This is a genomic window from Pseudomonas sivasensis (assembly GCF_021391435.1).
GTDB classification, from domain to species: Bacteria; Pseudomonadota; Gammaproteobacteria; order Pseudomonadales; family Pseudomonadaceae; genus Aquipseudomonas; species Aquipseudomonas sivasensis.
In genome coordinates, this window is the sequence record NZ_CP090029.1 from 3927523 (window position 1) to 3946889 (window position 19367).

The window sequence follows — 19367 nt, forward strand, 5'->3', positions numbered from 1 at the left end:
AACCCGGCAACTGTAATTAACCATCGTCCGGTACACCACTCGGCACATAGTGAACACCTGCCAGCCACTCCACGGCAGCGTGTTTGCGCTGATCGGTGCGACCGGGTTGTTGCGCATGAAGGACGTCTTCCAGCACATGCAGCCGCCTGTCCTCGCCTCGACATTGGGGACCTGGTGTGCTGCTGGCCCGTACGGCGCTGTTTCGTAAGCGCATGGCCGGTGATGACGTGCCCGCTGAAGTCAGCAGGCGCCGCTGAGCTCTGAGGCGAACACGGTAAAAATGTGGGAGGGGGCTTGCCCCTTCCACATTTGGATCTGTGCTCATTCAAATAACCGCCAGCTTGAACATCGGCTTGGTCGTGGCGCCCTTCTAAGGCCATGATGGCGCGGGCATCAGAACAAATAGCAATTTTCCGAACTGTTCCAGGACGTACGCGATGAGCAAAACCTACACCCCCGCCACCGCCGCGGCCGATGTCGAAAGCACCCTCCACTGGCTCGGCGGGCGCTGGAAGCTGATCATCCTGTTCCACCTGTTCGGCGGTCAGGTGCAGCGTTATTCAGACCTTGAGCGACTGATCCCGGATATCTCGCAGAAGATGCTCGCTCAGCAATTGCGCCAACTCGAAGCCGATGGCCTGGTGCAGCGCACGGTCTACCCGGTGGTGCCGCCCAAAGTGGAATACAGAATGACCGAATGGGGTCAGAGCCTGTGCCCGGTGCTGGATGGCCTGCTCAAGTGGCAAGCGGCCAAACCCGAGGCCTAAACCGTGGGAACGGTGCCGCCGTCGATCACATACTCAGTGCCGCTGATAGACGCTGCACGCGGCGATACCAGGAAGGCAACCAAGTCAGCGACTTCTTCAGGCTTGGCAGGACGCCCGAGCGGAATACCACCCAGTGCTTGCATGATGATCTGCTTGCCACCTTCATAATCTGTGCCCGCCTCTTGCGCCAGACGCTCTGCCAGCGCCACCGCCGCATCCGTCTCCACCCAACCCGGCGAAACACGCACCACCCGAATGCCCTTGGGCGTGACTTCCTTTGACAGGCTCTTGCTGTAGGTCGCCAAAGCCGCCTTCGCAGCGGCATACGCCGTGGTGGACTCCGGCAAAGGCAACTCACGCTGGATCGACGTGACATGAATAATGACGCCGGCCCCACGCTCGATCATTCCTGGCAACAGCGCCCGATCCACTCGCACCGCCGCCATCAGGTTCTGGCCCAACGCACTCGCCCACTGCTCATCATCGAGCACCGCGAAACCGCCGCCTGGCGCGCTGGAGCCGCCGAGTACATTAACGATGATGTCGACGCTGCCGAACTGGCTTTTCACCGAGTCGGTGGCGCACGCGCAACCGGCGGCAGTGCCGAGGTCGGCGGCGATGAAATGCACGCCTTCGGGTGTCGATTCCACCGCCGAACGCGCGACCGAAATCACCTGGACGCCTTGTTCCTGCAACACGGCAACCACTGCGGCGCCGATACCTTTGGTGCCGCCAGTGACCAAGGCGCGAAGGCCCTTTAGTTGAAGATCAAAACTCATGGGAAACCTACTCCTGGATAAACGGAGACCACAGGATAGGAACGGGACGAAGAGGCCACAAGAACGCACGAAAAGGTAATGGGCTAACCAAAAAGTTAGGATCCGGATTCAGGGGGTCGCAGGCCATGGAGCACATCGTCCAACGTCCTGGATCAACCAACTTCCTATACGTCCTAGCACTCAAAAAGGGGCGTAAGGGCTATTTATATTGGCGCTCGGTTGTTGCACCTGATGATTAAAGTAACATTGGCGCCCAGCCCAACATCACCCGCAGGCTGCCGTTACGTCCACACGCAAAAAGGAGTTTTCGCCATGGATATCAAATGTTCGGTTTTTATCGCAGCCAGCGTCGACGGTTTTATTGCTCGCCCCGACGGTGATATCGAGTGGTTGCACAAACCGGAATACGAAACCGCCGAGTTGAACGGCGTGACGTATGAAAGCTTCATCGCAACGGTCGATGCGCTCGTGATGGGCCGCAAAACCCTGGAGAAAGTCTTGTCCTTCCCCGAATGGCCCTATGAGGGTACGCCGGTCATTGCGCTTTCCCGCCAACGACTGGAGCTACCTGAGCATTTGGAGGGCAAGGTCGAGGTCATGGCAGGAGACGTGACCTCACTCGTGGTAGCGTTAGCCGAACGCGGTATGAAGCATCTTTATATCGACGGTGGCCAAACGGTCCAGGCGTTTCTTGAAGCGGGCCTGGTTGATGAGCTGATCATTACGCGTATCCCGGTTTTGCTGGGGCAAGGCATTCCATTGTTTAGCCAGGTTGGCAGTGAGCATGGGCTTCGCCATGTCGGAACCCAGGTGTCGGACAATGGTTTTGTTCAGAGTCGATATCAACTGACAGCCGGCACTCGCGCCGCGTAACACGGACTGGAGGTCAGGATGACTAAACATATTATTGTCATTGGCGGCGAGTCCGCCGAAGACATGCAGCGCATGACGCACATTGACGAACAGATCGTCGCTTCATCAGGCAAAACACGCCCTACTGTGCTCTATATCTCCACAGCCAGTGGGGATGACCGAGTCAAGATTTTTGACTTCACGGCCAAATATGAGAGCGCTGGTTGCAGCGTACGCACGCTGACATTTTTCATTCCACCCTTTCCCAGCCCGGATCATATGTCTTCGTTGTTTGAGCAAGCCGACATCATCTACGTGGCAGGCGGGAATACCCGCGCCATGCTGGCTATCTGGCGTGAATTTGGCGCAGTGGGCCTTCTGACAAAGGCATGGGAAAACGGCAAGGTCCTGTGTGGTGTCAGCGCTGGGGCGATTTGCTGGTTTGAATACGGGCACTCCGATTCAGGGGGAGCGTTCGCCCTGATTGCCGGCCTGGGTTTTCTGCCAGGAGCGCTGTGTCCGCATTTCAGTTCAGAGGCGGGAAGAGAGACTTCGTTTGTTGAGCTTGTCCGGCTCAAAGGCACACAACCCGCCTACGCGGTCGATGATGGCGTCGCCCTGCATTTCAAGGACGGCAGATACCACGAGACGATTCATAACGACGCGACAAAGAATGCGTATGACGTCACTACGGCACCTGCGTATCTAACACCACTTTCGCAGGTTTCCGGCGGCTAGATCCGTCCTTTTTCCAGCTACGGTCCTCTGAAGGAACAGACCGTGAGCCCACCCATCGCACTAGTCGCAGGAAGCCCGGTTTCCCGCCTTCGAGGACGCAGGCACTCTCCCAATGTGGGAGATGTCGAGCTTTAGCGAGGCTTCGAAGGCGGCGGCACTGTTGGCAGGTATGTTGGCTGACACAGCGCTATCGGGGGCAAGTCGAATCCTCAAACCGTCCCTCCCACACTCGATCGGGTGAGCCGCTCACTCAAACGGTGTGCAAAAAAACGCCCCGAACCAGTCGGGGCGTTTTTCATCCAGCGTTTGCCAATCAGGCTTGATCAGCCAACCGCCACGTCGTCCCGCCCTTCCCGTCTTCCAACACCACGCCCATCGCGGTCAGTTGGTCACGGATACGGTCGGATTCCGCCCAGTCCTTGCCTGCGCGAGCCGCCAGACGCGCCTGGATCAGCGCATCAACCTCAGCCGCATCCACACGCCCTTCGGCGCCGGCTTGCAGGAAGTCATCGGCTTCCATCTGCAATACGCCCAGCACGCTGGCCAGCTCTTTCAAGCGAGCAGCCAGGCCAGCCGCTGCGTCGAGATCGCTCTCGCGCAGGCGGTTGATTTCACGCACCATTTCGAACAGCACCGCGCAGGCTTCGGGTGTGCCGAAGTCGTCGTTCATGACTTCGGTGAACCGTGCCACGAACGCTTCGCCGCCCGCCGGTGCAACGGCGGGCAAGCCTTTCAACGCGTGGTAGAACCGCTCCAGAGCGCCCTTGGCGTCCTTGAGGTTGTCTTCCGAGTAGTTGATGGCGCTGCGGTAGTGGCTGGACACCAACAGGTAACGCACTACTTCCGGGTGGTACTTTTCCAGCACGTCGCGAATGGTGAAGAAGTTGTTCAAGGACTTGGACATCTTCTCGCCATTGATGCGGATCATGCCGCAGTGCATCCAGGCGTTGGCGTAGGTCTTGCCGGTGGCGGCTTCGCTCTGGGCGATTTCGTTTTCGTGGTGCGGGAACTCAAGGTCGCTGCCGCCGCCATGAATGTCGAAGGTCTCGCCCAGGCAGCAGGTGGACATCACCGAGCATTCGATGTGCCAGCCCGGACGCCCGGCGCCCCATGGGGATTCCCAGCTCGGCTCGCCGGGCTTGGTGCCTTTCCACAGCACGAAGTCCAGCGGATCCTGCTTGGCTTCGTCGACTTCGATACGCGCACCGATGCGCAGGTCTTCGATCTTCTTGCGCGACAGCTTGCCGTAGCCCATGAACTTGGCGACGCGGTAGTACACGTCGCCATTGCCGGGGGCGTAGGCATAACCCTTGTCGATCAGGGTCTGGATCATGGCGTGCATGCCAGGGATGTGGTCCGTGGCGCGCGGCTCCATGTCCGGTTTGAGGATGTTGAGGCGAGCCTCGTCCTCATGCATCGCGGCGATCATGCGCTCGGTCAGCGCGTCGAACGACTCACCGTTTTCATTGGCGCGGTTGATGATCTTGTCGTCGATGTCGGTGATGTTGCGAACATAGGTCAAGTCATAGCCGCTGAAACGCAACCAGCGGGTCACCAGGTCGAAGGCAACCATGCTGCGGCCGTGGCCGATGTGGCAGTAGTCGTACACGGTCATGCCGCACACGTACATGCGCACCTTGTTGCCATCCAGCGGCTTGAAGACTTCTTTGGTCTTGCTGAGTGTGTTGTAGATCGTTAGCACGACAGTTCCTTAAAACAGAATCACTGGCCCCACGAATCACGCAAGGTCACGGTACGGTTGAATACCGGAGCGCCTGATTTCGAGTCCTTGATATCCGCGCAGAAGTAACCTTCGCGCTCGAACTGGAAACGGTCTTCCGGCTGTGCGTCGCCAAGCGATGGCTCAGCACGACAACCAGTGAGTACTTGCAGGGAATCAGGGTTGATGTTGTCGAGGAAACTGGCGCTGTCTTCGGCCTTCTCAGGGTTAGGCGAGCGGAACAGGCGATCGTACAGACGCACTTCGCACTCAATGCTGGCTGCAGCCGGCACCCAGTGGATCACGCCTTTGACCTTGCGGCCTTCAGGGTTCTTGCCGAGGGTTTCCGGATCGTAGGAGCAACGCAGCTCAACGATGTTGCCATCGGCGTCCTTGATTGCTTCGTCGGCGCGGATCACGTAGCTGCCGCGCAGGCGCACTTCGCCGTTCGGCTCCAGGCGCTTGTAGCCTTTTGGCGGCTCTTCCATGAAGTCATCGCGGTCGATGTAGATTTCACGGGCGAATGGCAGCTTGCGCACGCCGAGTGCTTCGTTCTGCGGATGACGCGGCAGTTCGAGGTGATCGACCTTGTCTTCCGGATAGTTGGTGATCACGACTTTCAACGGACGCAAGACGCACATGGCGCGCGGAGCATTCGCGTCGAGGTCCTGACGGATGCTGAATTCGAGCATGCCGAAGTCAACTACGCCGTCGGAACGGTTGGTGCCGACCATGTCGCAGAAATTGCGGATCGACGCCGGGGTGTAGCCGCGACGGCGGAAGCCCGACAGGGTCGACATGCGCGGGTCATCCCAACCAAACACGTGCTTCTCATCGACCAGTTGCTTGAGTTTGCGCTTGCTGGTGATGGTGTAGTTCAGGTTCAGGCGGCTGAATTCGTACTGACGCGGGTGCGCCGGAACCGGCAGGCTGTCCAGGAACCACTCGTACAGCGGACGATGGCTTTCGAACTCCAGGGTGCAGATGGAGTGGGTGATGCCTTCGATGGCGTCCGACTGACCGTGGGTGAAGTCGTAGTTCGGGTAGATGCACCACTTGTCACCGGTCTGGTGGTGGTGGGCATGGCGGATGCGGTACATGATCGGGTCGCGCAGGTTCATGTTCGGCGAAGCCATGTCGATCTTGGCGCGCAGTACGCGGGCGCCGTCCGGGAACTCACCGGCGCGCATGCGGGCGAACCAGTCGAGGTTCTCTTCCACGGAACGGTCGCGGAACGGGCTGTTCTTGCCCGGTTCGGTCAGCGTGCCACGGTATTCCTTGGCCTGCTCCGGGGTCAGGTCGTCGACGTAGGCCTTGCCGGCCTTGATCAGCTCGACGGCCCAGTCGAACAACTGGTCGAAGTATTTGGAGGCATAGCGCACTTCACCGGACCATTCGAAGCCCAGCCACTTGATGTCGCTTTCAATGGCGTCGATGTATTCCTGGTCTTCCTTGGCCGGGTTGGTGTCGTCGAAACGCAGGTGCGTGACGCCACCGAACTCCTGGGCCAGGCCGAAGTTCACACAGATCGACTTAGCGTGACCAATGTGCAGGTAGCCGTTGGGCTCTGGCGGGAAGCGGGTGACGATCTGCGTGTGCTTGCCCGAATCCAGGTCCGCCTGGATGATCGGGCGCAGGAAATTGACCGGGACGGCAGGTCCGGCCTTGGAATTCGAGGTAGTGTCGACAGTGGGCTTGCTCATAGGATCCTTGAACAGACAGGTTCGTGGCCGGTTGGGGCCAGATAAAACAAAGGCCGTATCATAGCTGATGCTGTCAAGCTGCTGACAGAGCGCGGTCAAAAACTGCTGCATTTATTGCTGCTTTTATGACGGGCGCGGTAAAAAACCACCTCGAAATTCCTGCAAGGCACGCTAAACTGCGCGCCTTGGCCGCAGTTTAGCCAAACCGGTAAGGCGCCAAGGCGCTCAAACCCACGAATTTCCTGAAAGAGTAGTGAACATGACTCAAGTCAAACTGACCACCAACCACGGCGAGATCGTCATCGAGCTGAACGCCGAGAAAGCGCCGATCACCGTCGCCAACTTCATCGAGTACGTGAACGCTGGCCACTACGAAAACACCGTTTTCCACCGCGTCATCGGTAACTTCATGATCCAGGGCGGCGGTTTCGAGCCAGGCATGAAAGAGAAGAAAGACAAGCGCCCAAGCATCCAGAACGAAGCGGACAACGGCCTTTCCAACGACAAGTACACCGTCGCCATGGCCCGTACCATGGAGCCGCATTCGGCCTCCGCGCAGTTCTTCATCAACGTGGCCGATAACGCTTTCCTGAACCACAGCGGCAAGAACGTGCAGGGTTGGGGCTACGCCGTGTTCGGTAAAGTCACCGAAGGCCAGGACGTTGTCGACAAGATCAAAGGCGTGTCCACCACGTCCAAAGCCGGTCACCAGGACGTTCCAGCAGAAGACGTAATCGTCGAGAAAGCCGAGATCGTTGGGTGATATTGCTGATTTCAGATTTGCATCTGGAAGAGGAGCGCCCGGACATCACCCGGGCGTTTCTGGATCTGCTCCACGGCCGCGCCCGTGGCGCCCAGGCGTTGTACATTCTGGGGGACTTCTTCGAAGCCTGGATTGGCGACGATGGGATGACCCCCTTTCAACGTTCGATTTGCGCAGCCCTGCGCGAGCTGAGCGACAGCGGTACCCCGATTTTTATCATGCATGGCAACCGCGATTTCCTGATCGGCAAGGCGTTCTGCAAAGCAGCAGGCGCGACCTTGCTCAAGGACCCGAGTGTCGTGCAGTTGTATGGCGAACCCGTGCTGTTGATGCACGGCGACAGCCTCTGCACCCGCGACGTGGGTTATATGAAGCTGCGGCGCATCCTGCGTAACCCGATTGTGCTGTTTATCCTGCGTCACTTGCCCTTGCGCACCCGCCACAAGCTGGCGCGCAAGCTGCGCAGTGAGAGCCGGGCGCAGACGCGCATGAAGGCCAACGACATTGTCGATGTAACCCCCGAGGAAGTGCCGCGGGTGATGCAGCAGTTCGGCGTGCGCACCCTGGTCCACGGCCATACCCACCGCCCGGCGATCCACAAACTGCAGATTGGCGAGCAGGCGGCCAAGCGCATTGTGCTGGGGGATTGGGACAAGCAGGGTTGGGCGTTGCAGGTGGATGAGCAAGGGTTTCAGTTGGCGGCGTTTGATTTTGTGAACCCGCAGCTGGCATTGCCTGGCGCCTGAGACCTCAAACACCACTGATCCAATGTGAACAGAGATAAAAATGTGGAAGGGGGCTTGCCCCCGATGGCTGTGGATCAGTCAGCATTTTTTGGCTGACCCACCGCTATCGGGGGCAAGCCCCCTCTCACATTTGATTGCATTCCAGTCCGTGTGGATCAGTGGCCGCTTGCTTCCGGCCCCGCCTTGGCGCCAAACGGCGGCTTCGCCAGCCACACCAGCAGCATCAATCCCATGAACATCCACCCCAACAACGTGAAGTAATCCACGGTGGACATCATGTACGCCTGGCTGGTGAGGATCTGGTCCAACTGCGCATAGGCCTTGTGCCCTGCCCCACCCAACGCATCCAGCGCATTGCGCGTGGCCGCGTCATAGGTGGTCATGTTCTCGCTCATGTACGCATGGTGCTGGTCCGCCCGGCGAATCCAGATCCAGGTGGTCAGCGACGCCGCAAAACTGCCGCCTAACGTACGCAGGAAGGTTGCAAGGCCCGCACCGTCGGCAATCTGGTGCGGTGGCAGGTCGGACATCAAGATGCTCAGGGTCGGCATAAAGAACAGTGCAACACCAATCCCCATGAACAACTGCACAAGGGCGATGTGGGTGAAGTCCACTTCATTGGTAAAGCCTGCGCGCATGAAGCAGCTCAAGCCAATCGCCAGGAACGCCAGGCCCGCCAGCAGACGCAGGTCGAACTTGTGCGCGTACTTGCCCACGAACGGCGACATCAGCACCGGCAGAATCCCGATCGGTGCCACCGCCAGGCCGGCCCAGGTGGCGGTGTAGCCCATCTGGGTTTGCAGCCATTGTGGCAGGATCAGGTTGATGCCAAAGAAGCCCGCGTAACCGAGGATCAACACGATGGTGCCGATGCGGAAGTTGCGGTAGGCAAACAGCCGCAGGTTGACCACTGGGTGCTTATCGGTCAGTTCCCAGATGACGAACACCGCCAGGGCAATCGCCGAAATCGCCGCGCCGATGATGATGAAGTTGGATTCGAACCAATCCAGGTCATTGCCCTTGTCGAGGATGATCTGCAAGGCGCCGACCCCCACGATCAGGCTTAACAACCCGACGTAATCCATCGGTTGATAACTGGTGACCACAGGTCGCTTCTTCAGCTGCGCACGCACCACCATCACCGCAAAGATGCCGATGGGGACGTTGATAAAGAAGATCCACGGCCAGCTGTAGCTGTCGGTGATCCAGCCGCCGAGGATCGGCCCGGCAATCGGCGCGACCACCGTGACCATCGCCAGTAACGCGAGGGCCATGCCGCGCTTCGCCGGCGGGTAGACCGCAATCAACAAGGTTTGGGTCATCGGGTACAACGGCCCCGCCACCAAGCCTTGCAGTACCCGAAAGCCGATCAGCTCGGGCATCGAAGTGGAAATACCGCACAGGAACGACGCCAGCACAAACAGAATGGTCGCCCACAGAAACAGCTTCACCTCGCCAAAGCGTCGGCTCAACCAACCGGTGAGCGGCAAGGCGATGGCGTTGCTCACCGCAAACGAGGTGATCACCCAGGTGCCCTGCTCCGAACTCACGCCCAGGTTGCCGGAAATGGTCGGCAACGCCACGTTGGCGATGGTGGTGTCGAGCACCTGCATAAAAGTCGCCAGCGACAGGCCAATGGTGGCCATCAACAGGCTGGGTGGCGTGAACGAGGCGTTATTGCTCATCAGCGTTGCACAGCCTTGGGAGCGGCGACGCTGTTGTCATGGATCAACTGGGTGATCATGGCATCGGCTTCGGCCAATTGGCGGTCATACACGTTGGTGGTGAAAGAGGCCTTTTGTGGCGGCTGTTGCGCCAGCACGGGACCGCTCTGGTCGTGCAGGTCCACATTCACCACGGTGCTCAAGCCAACGCGCAGTGGGTGCTTGGCCAACTCTTCGGCATTGATATGGATGCGCACCGGTACTCGCTGCACGATCTTGATCCAGTTACCGGTGGCGTTCTGCGCCGGCAACAGGGCGAACGCGCTGCCGGTGCCGGCGCCGAGGCTGTCGACGGTGCCGCTGTATTTCACATCGCTGCCATAGATATCCGACTCGATGTCCACCGGTTGGCCAATGCGCATGTCGCGCAGTTGGGTTTCCTTGAAGTTGGCGTCGATCCACAGCTGGTTCAGCGGGATCACGGCCATCAATGCGGTACCCGGCTGCACGCGCTGACCCAGTTGCACGGAGCGCTTGGCGACATAGCCGGTGACCGGCGCGATCAGGGTGCTGCGCGCATTGGTCAGGTAGGCCTGACGCAATTGCGCGGCGGCGGCTTGCACGTCCGGATGGGACGAGATCACCGTGTCATCCACCAGGGCGTTGCTGGTTTTGAGCTGCTGCTCAAGGTTGGTCAGGGCGTTCTTGGCGGCCGTCAGGCTGTCGCGGGCATGGGACAGTTCCTCCAGGGAAATCGCCCCGCCCTGGGCCAGGGTCTTACGACGGTTGTAGTTGTCCTGAGCGGTCTGCACATCGGCTTTCTGCGCGTTGACCTGGGCTTTCATGCCATCAACGTTGCTGTACAAGCCACGCACCTGGCGCACGGTACGCGCCAGGTTGGCCTGGGCACTTTGCAGGCCGACGGCGGCGTCATTCGGGTCGAAGTTGACCAGCACTTGGCCTTCGTGGACCAAGTCGCCATCGTCCGCGCCGATGCTCACCACGGTGCCGGTGACCAGCGGGGTGATTTCCACCACGTTGCCGTTCACATAAGCGTCGTCGGTGCTCTCGTTGAAGCGCCCGTAGAATTCGTGCCAGGCCCATACGCCGAGGACGCTGAGGATGACGATCAGCGCAAGGCCGATCAGCATGACTTTGCGTTTGCGCGGGTTGTTGTCTTTGGGTTGTTCTGTAACGTTAGTGTTTTCGGCAGTGGCCATGACAAATACCTCAAATTATTCCGTGCGAGTGGCTGGGGTGGTCGACGCCACGTTGTCGGCGTTGAACCCGCCGCCCAGGGCCTGCATCAATTGAATCGATAGAGCGATCTGCCCGGCATTCAGGGTCGCCAGCTGACGCTGGGCCTGCAGCAATTGCTGTTCGATGCTGAGCACGTCCAAATAGTTACCGATCCCGGAGCCGTACCGCTGAAGCACCGTGTCGTAGGACTGCTGGGCAATATCGGTAGCGTGTTGCTGGGCCTGGATCTGCCGGCCGGTTTCGCGCAGTTGCGAAAGGGTGTTGCCAATATCACCCAAGGCTTGCACCAGGGTTTTGTTGTATTGGGCCACGGCGAGGTCGTAGTCGGCGTCGCGGGCATCGAGGCCGGCGCGCAGGCGGCCGCCGTCAAAGATCGGCAGCGAGATCGTTGGCGCGATATTGAAGAAGCGGCTGGCCGACCCGAACATCGCATCCCCCAGCAACGACTCGGCCCCGGCGCTCGCGCTCAGGTTGAGGTTGGGGTAGAAGCGCGTCTTGCTGGCCGCGATGTCCTTGCTCGCCGCCTCCACACGCCACCGTGCGGCGATCAGGTCCGGACGACGGCCCAACAGTTCGGCAGGCAACATCGACGGGACAGCAACGGCAGCGGGTTTCAACACACTGGGACGCGCCAGCTCATTGCCGCGATCCGGGCCTTTACCGAGCAGCACCGCGAGGGCGATCTTGGCACTCTGCAGTTGTTTTTCCGCGTCGATCAATTGCGATTGGGAGCTGGCCTCCAGGCTTTCGGTCTGCTGGTACTGATAGTGGCTGTCGATGCCCGAATCCAGGCGGCGCTTGCTGAGATCGAGCATTTGCCGGGTGCGCTTGAGGTCGTCAGTGGCCAGGTCACGCACGATATGGGCCTGGCCCAAGTCGCTGTAGGCCTTGGCCACATCAGCAGCCAGGGTCAGGCGCGCGGCCTGTTGATCGACTTCAGCGGCACGGGCCTGGCCCAATGCAGCTTCCCAGGCGGCGCGCTGGCCACCCCAGAGGTCGAAGGTGTAGTTGAAGCTGGCACCGATTTTTCGCACGGTGGAGTACGCATCGCCCTGCCCCAGCGGGTCCTGATCCTTGGCCAGGCGCGAACGGGTCACACCGGCGCTGGCATCCAGGGTCGGCATGCGCGACGCGTCGGCGGCGTAGGCGGCCGCTTCGGCCTGGTGGGCACGGGCGCTCGCCACTTGCATGTCGGGGCTGTTTTGCAGGGCTTCATGGATCAGGCCGTCGAGCTGTGGGTCGCCGAGGCCTTTCCACCAATCGGCGCTGGGCCAGGCCGCACTCGACAGGGTCACGCCGCTCAGGGATTTACCGGCTTGCAGAGTGTTGGCGTCGAGGCGCTGGCCTTGGGTGTCGAGGCCGCTGAAATTGGCGCAACCGGCCATGCTCATGGCGACCAGCACTAGGCATAGGGCACGTGGATTCATCATTTACCTACCCGCTGAAGGGTGATGGGATCACCCGCAGCTATCAGAATTTTCTTGAGGATCTGTTCCAGGGTTTCCAACTCGCCGGGCTCCAATACGCCCGCCAGTTGGTTCAGCGCCTGGGCGCCGATGTGCGGCAGCATGTCCGCCAGGCGCTGGCCGTCGGCAGTCAACACCAACTGCACCTGGCGTCGGTCCAGCTCGGAACGCTTGCGGCTGAGCAGGTTTTTTTGCTCCAGGCGATCGAGCATGCGGGTCATCGAACCGCTGTCCAGGGACAGGTTGCGGCACAGCTCCGCCGGGGTGTCGACGCCGAACTGGGCCATGATGATCAACACCTTGAACTGCGCGGCCGTGATGCCGTGGGGTTCCATATGGGTGTCGATGATGCGGTCCTTGAGGATCGCAGCGCGGCCCAGCAACAGGCCGAGATGGCAGTTGTGGAAGTTTTCGGGGGTGAAATGGGGCATCGAAAGTCACCTTATTGCTGCCTAGGCAGCGAATGTATGACGAGATGTTACTGCTTAGGCAGCGAATGTCAAATGGAATAATTAGCTTGCTTGCTAATTCGACGACAGGCGGGAGCAAATGTGTGAGGGGGCTTGCCCCCGATCACGGTGTGTCAGTCACTACATCTGCTGACTGTCACACCGCAATCGGGGGCAAGCCCCCTCACACATTTTTTGACCGACTAAGACTTAGAAATCGCGCTTGTAGAAAATGTCGAGGGAACTGGCCACGCCACTCGCCACCTCCAGGTATACCTTCTTGCTCAGCAGGTAGCGCAAGGCAATGGTGCTGGCCGGTTCGAACACGCCCACGCCATAGCGCAGGCTGAGCTTCTCGGTGATCTTGCCGCTGGCTACCACGGCGGTGTTATTGCCGCTGCCCTGGGTGTCGAGGTCGAAGTCCTGAATGCCCAACTTGGTGGCGATGTCCGAGGTCACCCCGGCGCTGCCCATCAAACCCAGGCCCAGCGCCGCTTCGGCGAGCATGTTGTTGTCTTCGCCAGTGGTGGTGCGTGAACGCCCCAGCACCAAGTACGACAACGCATCCTCTTGGGCCATCGCCGGCTCGGAGAAAATCTGCGTAGTCGGTTGCTCGGCGCTGCCGCTCAGGCGAATACCGGCGGTCACGGTCCGGGACGGCTCTGTGGTGACACGCACTGCCTCGATGTCCAGGAACGGCTGGTCCAGAGGGCCGGCAAACAGCAGGCGCGCCCGCCGCACATTGAGCCGCTGCCCGTACGCGCGGTAGCGCCCATCGTTGAGCCAAAGCTCGCCACGAGTGTCCATGTTGTCGCCGATATGCACATGGCCCTGCACCTTGGCGGTGAGGCCGAAGCCTGAGAAGTTGAGCTGGTCTTCGCCCACTGCCACGTCGATATCCATGGCCATGGCCATCGCTGGCTTGCCCTCCTCGGTCTGACTGCCGACGATGATAGTGTCGTCCGAGACCTTGACCGTCGACGGCGGCAATTCGCGCACGGTGATGTCGCCACGCGGGATCTTCACTTTCCCGGCAATCGCCAGTTTGTCGTCCTTCAAGGTGATCTTCAGGTCCGGCGCCACTTCCAGCGTGGCGTAGGGTTCGACTGTGACCGGCAATTGCGAACCTTGCAGACTGAGGTCCACGGCCAGGGCCTGACCCCAGTCGATCTGGCCCTTGAGGCTGCCCTGCCCGGCTTTGCCACTGCGCCAACCACCGTTGAGCTGCACGCTTTCGCCGGCGATGAGAGCCTGCACGTTCAAGCCTTCGAGGCTGACGGGCAACTCCGGACCAGAGACTTCGCCGCCGATCAGGTTCACATTGCCGTTGATCTGCGGCGCGAGCAGGCCACCGGAAATCCGGCCGTTGCCGTTGAGCTTGCCGTTGAGGGTTTCCACCATCGGCACAAACGGACGCGCCACTGCCAGGTCCAGCCCGGTGAGGCTGAAATTGCCAGTGATCGGCTTGTTCTTCGGCAGCGGATTAATCTGCGCCTGCAACAGCAATTCACCGAGCTTGCCACCCCGGAAGTTCAACTGTGTGTCGATGCGCTTGGGGTTGAGGGTCGTTTCAAGCTTGAGGGTGTCGTAAGGAAAATCCAGCCACTGGTCCTTGTCCTTGACGCGCAAAGTGCCGCCGCTGGCATCCACCGAAATCAAGCCCTTGGGGCCGCTGTCGGGAAGGTCGAGTTGGACATCGGCATTGAGCCTGCCGCGCCAGGCAAAATCCTTGGGCAAAAAGGCCGCGAGGCTGTCGATTGGGAATTGCTTGAGGTGGTAACGCAACTTGGCCTCGGGCATCAGGCGCTGGTCTTCGCCGCACAGGCTGGCGCCGCCGGAGACCCAGCAGTGCGCCGCGAAGGTCAGCTTGCCGTCGGCCATGTAGTCGATTTTCGCCGGGGCTTGCAGCTTCCAATCCTGCCCGCCGGCCTGGACATCCCCGCTGGCCAGGCGCCCGCGCCAGTTGCCTTTGTCGAGGTTGCCGTCCAGGGCCAGGGCCAGCTTGACCAGCGGACCGGCCAAGTCGAGCTGGACCTTCTGGTTCTTGATGTCGCCTTGAGCGCTGGCGGTCAGGGTGCCGATCTGGGTGTCGCCGCTTTGAATACCGCTGCCTTTGAGGTCGATCTTGGCGCGCTGGGCGCTGTCGAGGGTAGCGCCGAGGCTGAGGCTTTGCAGGCGGTTGTCGGCAAACGCCAGTTGCTGGCCCTTGATGTCGAGTTTGCCCTGAGGCGCGTTCAGGCTCCCGGCTACGTCGAGGCGGCCATTGATCTGCCCGCGTAACTGCGGCCAGAGCTGGGCGAGGCGCGCCAGCTTGATGTCGATCTGCCCGGCCAGGCGTTGTTGCAGGCTGCCGCTGCCGTTAATGCGGTTGTCACCCAGGCGAATATCCAGGTTGGCCAGGGTCCATTGCTCCCCTGCACCTTCGGCCTTGGCCGCCAGCACGGCGGTTTGGCCCCGCAGGCGGCCCTTGAGGTCGAGGTCGGCATTCAGCTTGAGTTGCTCGTTCTTGAACTCGCCCTTGCTGCGCAACGGCCCGGCCAACGTACCCGGCAGTTCAGCGACCCAGTACGCCGGATTGAGCGCCGACAGGTCCAGCGCGGTATCCCAGGCGATGCCATCGGCGAACTGCAGGTTCAGATGGCCTTCGGCCTTACCTTGACCGGCGGTGAGTTTCAGCTCGGGCAGGAAGACTTGCTTGAGGTCGCCACTGAACGGCGTGACCACATTGAACTTGCCGGCCGGGCCGTCGAGGTCGGCCTTGAGGTTGCCCAGGTAGTTGCCGTCTTTATAGGAAATCTCGCCGTTGAACGTACGCACCGTCACTTGGGGTTCGTCGATCACGGGATAGAGGCGATGCCAGGGGAAGTCGAGCCAGTCGATCCTGGCATCGGCTGTGAAGCCTTGTTGCCAATCCAGGTTGGCACTCAGCTTGAGGCTTTGCTTGTCACCGGCATTAAGGTCCAGGCCCGCAATTTGCGCGCCGTTGGCGTCGACTTTGCCTTGCAGCAGCAGGTTCACCGGACCTTTCTCTGCCGGTAGCACGGCCTTGCCGAGCAGTTGGTAGCCGTTTTTCAGATCACCCTTGGCGGTGAGGTCCAGTTGATTGAGTTGCAGGGTGTCGGGCAGATCGGCGCTGGGCTTGAAGCCGTCAGCGGTGATGTGCAACTGGGCCGGAAGGTTTTCAGCCAGGGGTTGCAGCTCGCCCTGCAGTTTGGCCGGCAGGTAGCCGCTGCTGTCGGCGTCGAGTTTGAGGGTCTTGAGCAGGTCGCCGTCGACCTTAAGGGCAACTTTCCAGGGCGCGCCGCCGGGCGCGTAAGGCAGGCTCAAGTTTCCGCTGGCGGTCAACGGCCAGTCGCCAGTGGGTTGCAACAGGCCAGACAGGTCCAGCACCAGATCGTCGCGCTGCAGATGCACTGAGTCGATCTGCATCCCGGCGGCGGTCCAATGCGCCGCCAGTTGCAGGCCTTTAAGCTCTTCGCTGCCGTTGAACACCAGGCTACCGACGCGAACGTCGCCTAACTGGAGAGCAACCGGCAATTTCAGATCTGGCAGTACAAGGGGGCCACTGCTTTCTTCGGTGCTGGGTGGAAATTGCAGAATGACCTGATCCACATCCAACCGATCAATGCACAAGGTCATGCGCAGCAGGCAGGCTGGCGACCACTCGAACGCGGGCGCCTTGAGTTCCACGCGACTGGTGTCTTGCTGCCACAGCAGATGATCGGCGCTCCACTGGCCGCCCAAACGGCCCTGGAAATTCTCCACACTCAAACCCGGCACTTGGCCCAACGCCCAGCGGCTGCCCGCCTGGCTGCCCAGTACCGCCCACAGTGCCAGCAACAGCACGGCGAGGATGGCCACCACGGCCAGCCCCGCTATTTTCAAACCACGCATCACAGCTCAGGCCCCATGGAAAAGTGCAAACGAACGCCGCCCGGGTCTTCCAGGGCATGGGCCAGGTCGAGGCGGATTGGCCCCACCGGCGATACCCAGCGGATACCGACACCCACGCCGGTTTTCAGGCTGGGCAGTTCCAGGGTGTTGAACGAGTTGCCCTGGTCGATGAAGGTCGCGATCCGCCATTTTTCGGCAATGGAATATTGATACTCGGCGCTCAAGGCCACCATGTAGCGGCCACCGATGCGATCACCTTGGTCGTTCTCGGGCGACAGCGTCTGGTACTCATAACCGCGCACGCTCTGATCGCCACCGGCAAAGAAGCGCAACGACGGTGGCACCGACTTGTAGCCATTGGTGGCACTGCCGCCGAACTGCGCCCGCGCCAGGAAACGATGATTGTCCCACAGGGTAGTCAGGCCTTTGACCATGGCCGTGCCGTACAGCAAGTTGGTGTCGGAGCCCAGGCCTTCCTTCGCCACCTTCGTGTCGAATTGCAGGCGGTAGCCGTTGTGGGGGTCGATGCGGTTATCGCTGCGCAGGTAGGAATAACTGATGCCAGGCATCAGCAGGTTACTCAGGCCGGAGTCGTTGCCCAGGCGATATTCTTCGCGCTGGTACTTGAGAGAAATCACCCGTGTCCATCCACTGGGCAACTTGCTGTGCCATTCGGGGCCGACGGTAAGCAATTTACTCAGGGTGTCGGTGTTCGCCAGTTCTTCATTCTGGTAGCCGCCAGCGAAGCGCAGTTTGTCGGTGAGCGGCGGGTCCAGCGGAATGTCGTACCACAGGCCGACGTTCTGGCGCGGAGCCGAGAGTTCGGCTTCCCAGCCATAACTATGGCCCTGGGGGTTAACCCAGTGACGGGTCCAATTGGCCTTGCCGCGCGGACCGACGTCGGTGGAGTAACCCAGGCCAAGGCCCATGGTGCGGGGCTTGCGCGTGTCCAGATTGACGGCCACCGGGATCACGTCTTGTGTCGAGGCGGTGGGGCTGGCATCCACGCGCACCCCTTCGAAAAAGCCGCTGGCTTGCAGGTTCTGGTTGAGTTCGGCGATCAGTTCGGAGTCGTAAGGGTCACCGTTTTTGAACGGCACCATGCGTTGCAGCAGTTCGTCATCAAACGGCGTGTCGCCGGCAAAGCTGACCTTGCCCAGGCTGTAGCGCGGGCCGCTGTCATAAATGAGTTCGATATCGGCGACGCCTGCTTGTGGGTCCACCGCGAGTTTCTGGCTGGTAAAGCGCCCGCTGAAAAAGCCGTAGCGCGAGGCTTGATTCTGAATCAGACGCTTGGCGTCTTCGTAGTGGCCGTGGTTGAGCACGGCGCCGGAGATAAGATCATCGCTGGCAGGCACGCGAAAAGACTTAAGGTTCGCAGCCTCGCCGTCGACCCGAATAGTCACGTTGCGTAAATGCACCGGTTCACCGGGGTCGACGCGGAGGATCAGGCGCGGGTTCTTGCCGCCTTTCACCTCGCTGTCGATGTTTGGCTGATAGAAGCCTAGTGCCTGCGCCGCTTTGCGCGCCTGCTCTTCGGCACCACGGCTGAACCGCAGCAAGGCCTCTTCGTCACGATCGCCAACCCCGCCGATGTAGCCTTCAATGTTGGCTTTCAACGCGTCGTTTGAGGGTTTGATCCGCACGTCCAATTCGCTTAGCGCAAAGGCGCCGCAGCTTGTGAACAGCAGAACCAAGCCGCTGGTAAATCTTCCTGGAAACTTCATAGGCGCGGATGCTACACGAGCTGGGGGAAAACTTAGAACTCAGACGATTCTGAAAAATTCTGCATTAAGCCGTTGCAGCATGTAACAGCTGGGGATTGGGGTGGAAAAAGACATGCTCCAAGATAGGCCCTACAGCGACTTCGCCGATTTCCTCATAGCCCTGGCGCTTGTAGAAATCCAGGTAGCGGGAATTGCCGGTGTCCAGCACCACACCCGAAGAGTGCGGGTCTTCGGCGCACCAGTTGTGCACCGCCTCCAGCAACTGTTCACCGTAGTGTTTGCCCTGGAACTGCGGGTGAATGCCCAAAAGCGGCAGCACATGCACCGATTCGCTCGGCAGGCACGCCAGCACGGCGTGATGATAATCAAGATAACGCCGCGTACCGCGCACGCCAGTGCTCAGCCACATGCGCAGTTGCCACGCCCAGCTCTCGGTGATCCCCAGGCGCCGTTGCGGGGGTGCGATCAAGGCAATTCCGATCAGCCGATCATTCACAAACAAACCGATCGCCGGAAGTTTTTGAAAGAAATGCTGCTTGACCAGCTCCCGCACGGTGGCGCGTACCCGCTGCTCATAACCTGGGCGTTCGGCTTCGAAGATGTAGGCAAACGTCGGCTCATGCCGATAGGCCTGGTACAGCAGGGAGCGGGCCTCGCGGGAATAGCCGCTGTTGAGCAAGCGAACTTCGTCAATGGCAGTGTCAGTCATACAATCAATCTCCCTGGGCGCCACTCAATAGATGGCGTTCTTATGGGTACGAACCTACGCAGCACCAGTCGTTCCCAGACATTAGCAGCGCATCTGTCCTACCGCCACGCTGGCCCCCGTCCGACTTGTC

General features: G+C 60.4%; 15 protein-coding genes and 1 pseudogene. 6 read left to right on the forward strand and 10 right to left on the reverse strand.

Translation table 11 applies throughout. The features are described 5' to 3' along the window. The first annotated feature begins 79 nt into the window (after positions 1-79). A pseudogene (locus LRO94_RS17595) lies at positions 80-257 on the forward strand (monovalent cation/H(+) antiporter subunit G). Positions 258-437: 180 nt separating this feature from the next. Continuing rightward, on the forward strand, positions 438-767 hold the full coding sequence (locus LRO94_RS17600) for a winged helix-turn-helix transcriptional regulator (RefSeq protein ID WP_032889784.1): 330 nt from the start codon (positions 438-440) through the stop codon (positions 765-767). On the opposite strand, the gene LRO94_RS17605 is transcribed toward LRO94_RS17600, so the two are convergent. Next, complete coding sequence (locus LRO94_RS17605; protein ID WP_179178782.1) at positions 764-1546, reverse strand: SDR family oxidoreductase; 783 nt, start codon at positions 1544-1546, stop codon at positions 764-766. The two genes, LRO94_RS17600 and LRO94_RS17605, sit on opposite strands and share 4 nt — an antisense overlap. Before the next feature lie 312 nt (positions 1547-1858). On the opposite strand from LRO94_RS17605, the gene LRO94_RS17610 reads away from it, so the two are divergent. After that, positions 1859-2419: a dihydrofolate reductase family protein gene (locus tag LRO94_RS17610; protein ID WP_032889787.1), complete on the forward strand. Its 561-nt coding sequence runs from the start codon at positions 1859-1861 to the stop codon at positions 2417-2419. Between the two features lie 18 nt (positions 2420-2437). Then, positions 2438-3136: a Type 1 glutamine amidotransferase-like domain-containing protein gene (locus LRO94_RS17615; protein WP_179178781.1), complete on the forward strand. Its 699-nt coding sequence runs from the start codon at positions 2438-2440 to the stop codon at positions 3134-3136. Between the two features lie 313 nt (positions 3137-3449). On the opposite strand, the gene cysS is transcribed toward LRO94_RS17615, so the two are convergent. Next, positions 3450-4838: a cysteine--tRNA ligase gene (gene cysS / locus LRO94_RS17620; RefSeq protein ID WP_032889792.1), complete on the reverse strand. Its 1389-nt coding sequence runs from the start codon at positions 4836-4838 to the stop codon at positions 3450-3452. A gap of 20 nt (positions 4839-4858) precedes the next feature. Beyond that, positions 4859-6559 (reverse strand): glutamine--tRNA ligase/YqeY domain fusion protein, encoded by a 1701-nt coding sequence (locus tag LRO94_RS17625; protein ID WP_179178780.1) that lies wholly within the window; start codon positions 6557-6559, stop codon positions 4859-4861. A gap of 259 nt (positions 6560-6818) precedes the next feature. On the opposite strand from LRO94_RS17625, the gene LRO94_RS17630 reads away from it, so the two are divergent. Continuing rightward, positions 6819-7322, forward strand: a complete 504-nt coding sequence (locus tag LRO94_RS17630) for a peptidylprolyl isomerase (protein WP_032889796.1) — start codon at positions 6819-6821, stop codon at positions 7320-7322. Then, positions 7319-8068: a UDP-2,3-diacylglucosamine diphosphatase gene (lpxH, locus tag LRO94_RS17635; protein ID WP_032889799.1), complete on the forward strand. Its 750-nt coding sequence runs from the start codon at positions 7319-7321 to the stop codon at positions 8066-8068. The genes LRO94_RS17630 and lpxH overlap by 4 nt, the downstream gene beginning before the upstream one ends. 155 nt (positions 8069-8223) lie before the next feature. Here the strand turns inward: lpxH and LRO94_RS17640 are convergent, their stop codons facing one another. From LRO94_RS17640 to LRO94_RS17670, 7 genes are all read right to left on the reverse strand, one after another. Continuing rightward, positions 8224-9753 carry a DHA2 family efflux MFS transporter permease subunit gene (locus tag LRO94_RS17640; protein ID WP_032889801.1) on the reverse strand — a complete coding sequence of 510 codons (1530 nt, stop codon included), beginning with the start codon at positions 9751-9753 and terminating at the stop codon, positions 8224-8226. Next, complete coding sequence (locus LRO94_RS17645) at positions 9753-10952, reverse strand: HlyD family secretion protein (RefSeq protein WP_179178779.1); 1200 nt, start codon at positions 10950-10952, stop codon at positions 9753-9755. The genes LRO94_RS17640 and LRO94_RS17645 overlap by 1 nt, the downstream gene beginning before the upstream one ends. A gap of 15 nt (positions 10953-10967) precedes the next feature. Continuing rightward, positions 10968-12419 carry an efflux transporter outer membrane subunit gene (locus LRO94_RS17650; protein ID WP_179180062.1) on the reverse strand — a complete coding sequence of 484 codons (1452 nt, stop codon included), beginning with the start codon at positions 12417-12419 and terminating at the stop codon, positions 10968-10970. Next, a complete protein-coding gene (locus tag LRO94_RS17655) occupies positions 12419-12889 on the reverse strand; it encodes a MarR family winged helix-turn-helix transcriptional regulator (RefSeq protein WP_095184411.1) in 471 nt (156 codons plus the stop codon). The genes LRO94_RS17650 and LRO94_RS17655 overlap by 1 nt, the downstream gene beginning before the upstream one ends. 228 nt (positions 12890-13117) lie before the next feature. Continuing rightward, positions 13118-16801: a translocation/assembly module TamB domain-containing protein gene (locus LRO94_RS17660; RefSeq protein ID WP_179178778.1), complete on the reverse strand. Its 3684-nt coding sequence runs from the start codon at positions 16799-16801 to the stop codon at positions 13118-13120. After that, the gene (locus tag LRO94_RS17665; RefSeq protein ID WP_032889811.1) at positions 16801-18528 is read right to left on the reverse strand and encodes an autotransporter assembly complex protein TamA; all 1728 of its coding nucleotides are present in this window, start codon (positions 18526-18528) and stop codon (positions 16801-16803) included. Before LRO94_RS17665 ends, LRO94_RS17660 begins: the two co-directional genes overlap by 1 nt. Positions 18529-18592: 64 nt before the next feature. After that, entirely contained in the window at positions 18593-19237 is a 645-nt protein-coding gene (locus LRO94_RS17670) for a GNAT family N-acetyltransferase (RefSeq protein ID WP_179178777.1), read from the reverse strand. Between the last annotated feature and the right edge of the window lie 130 nt (positions 19238-19367).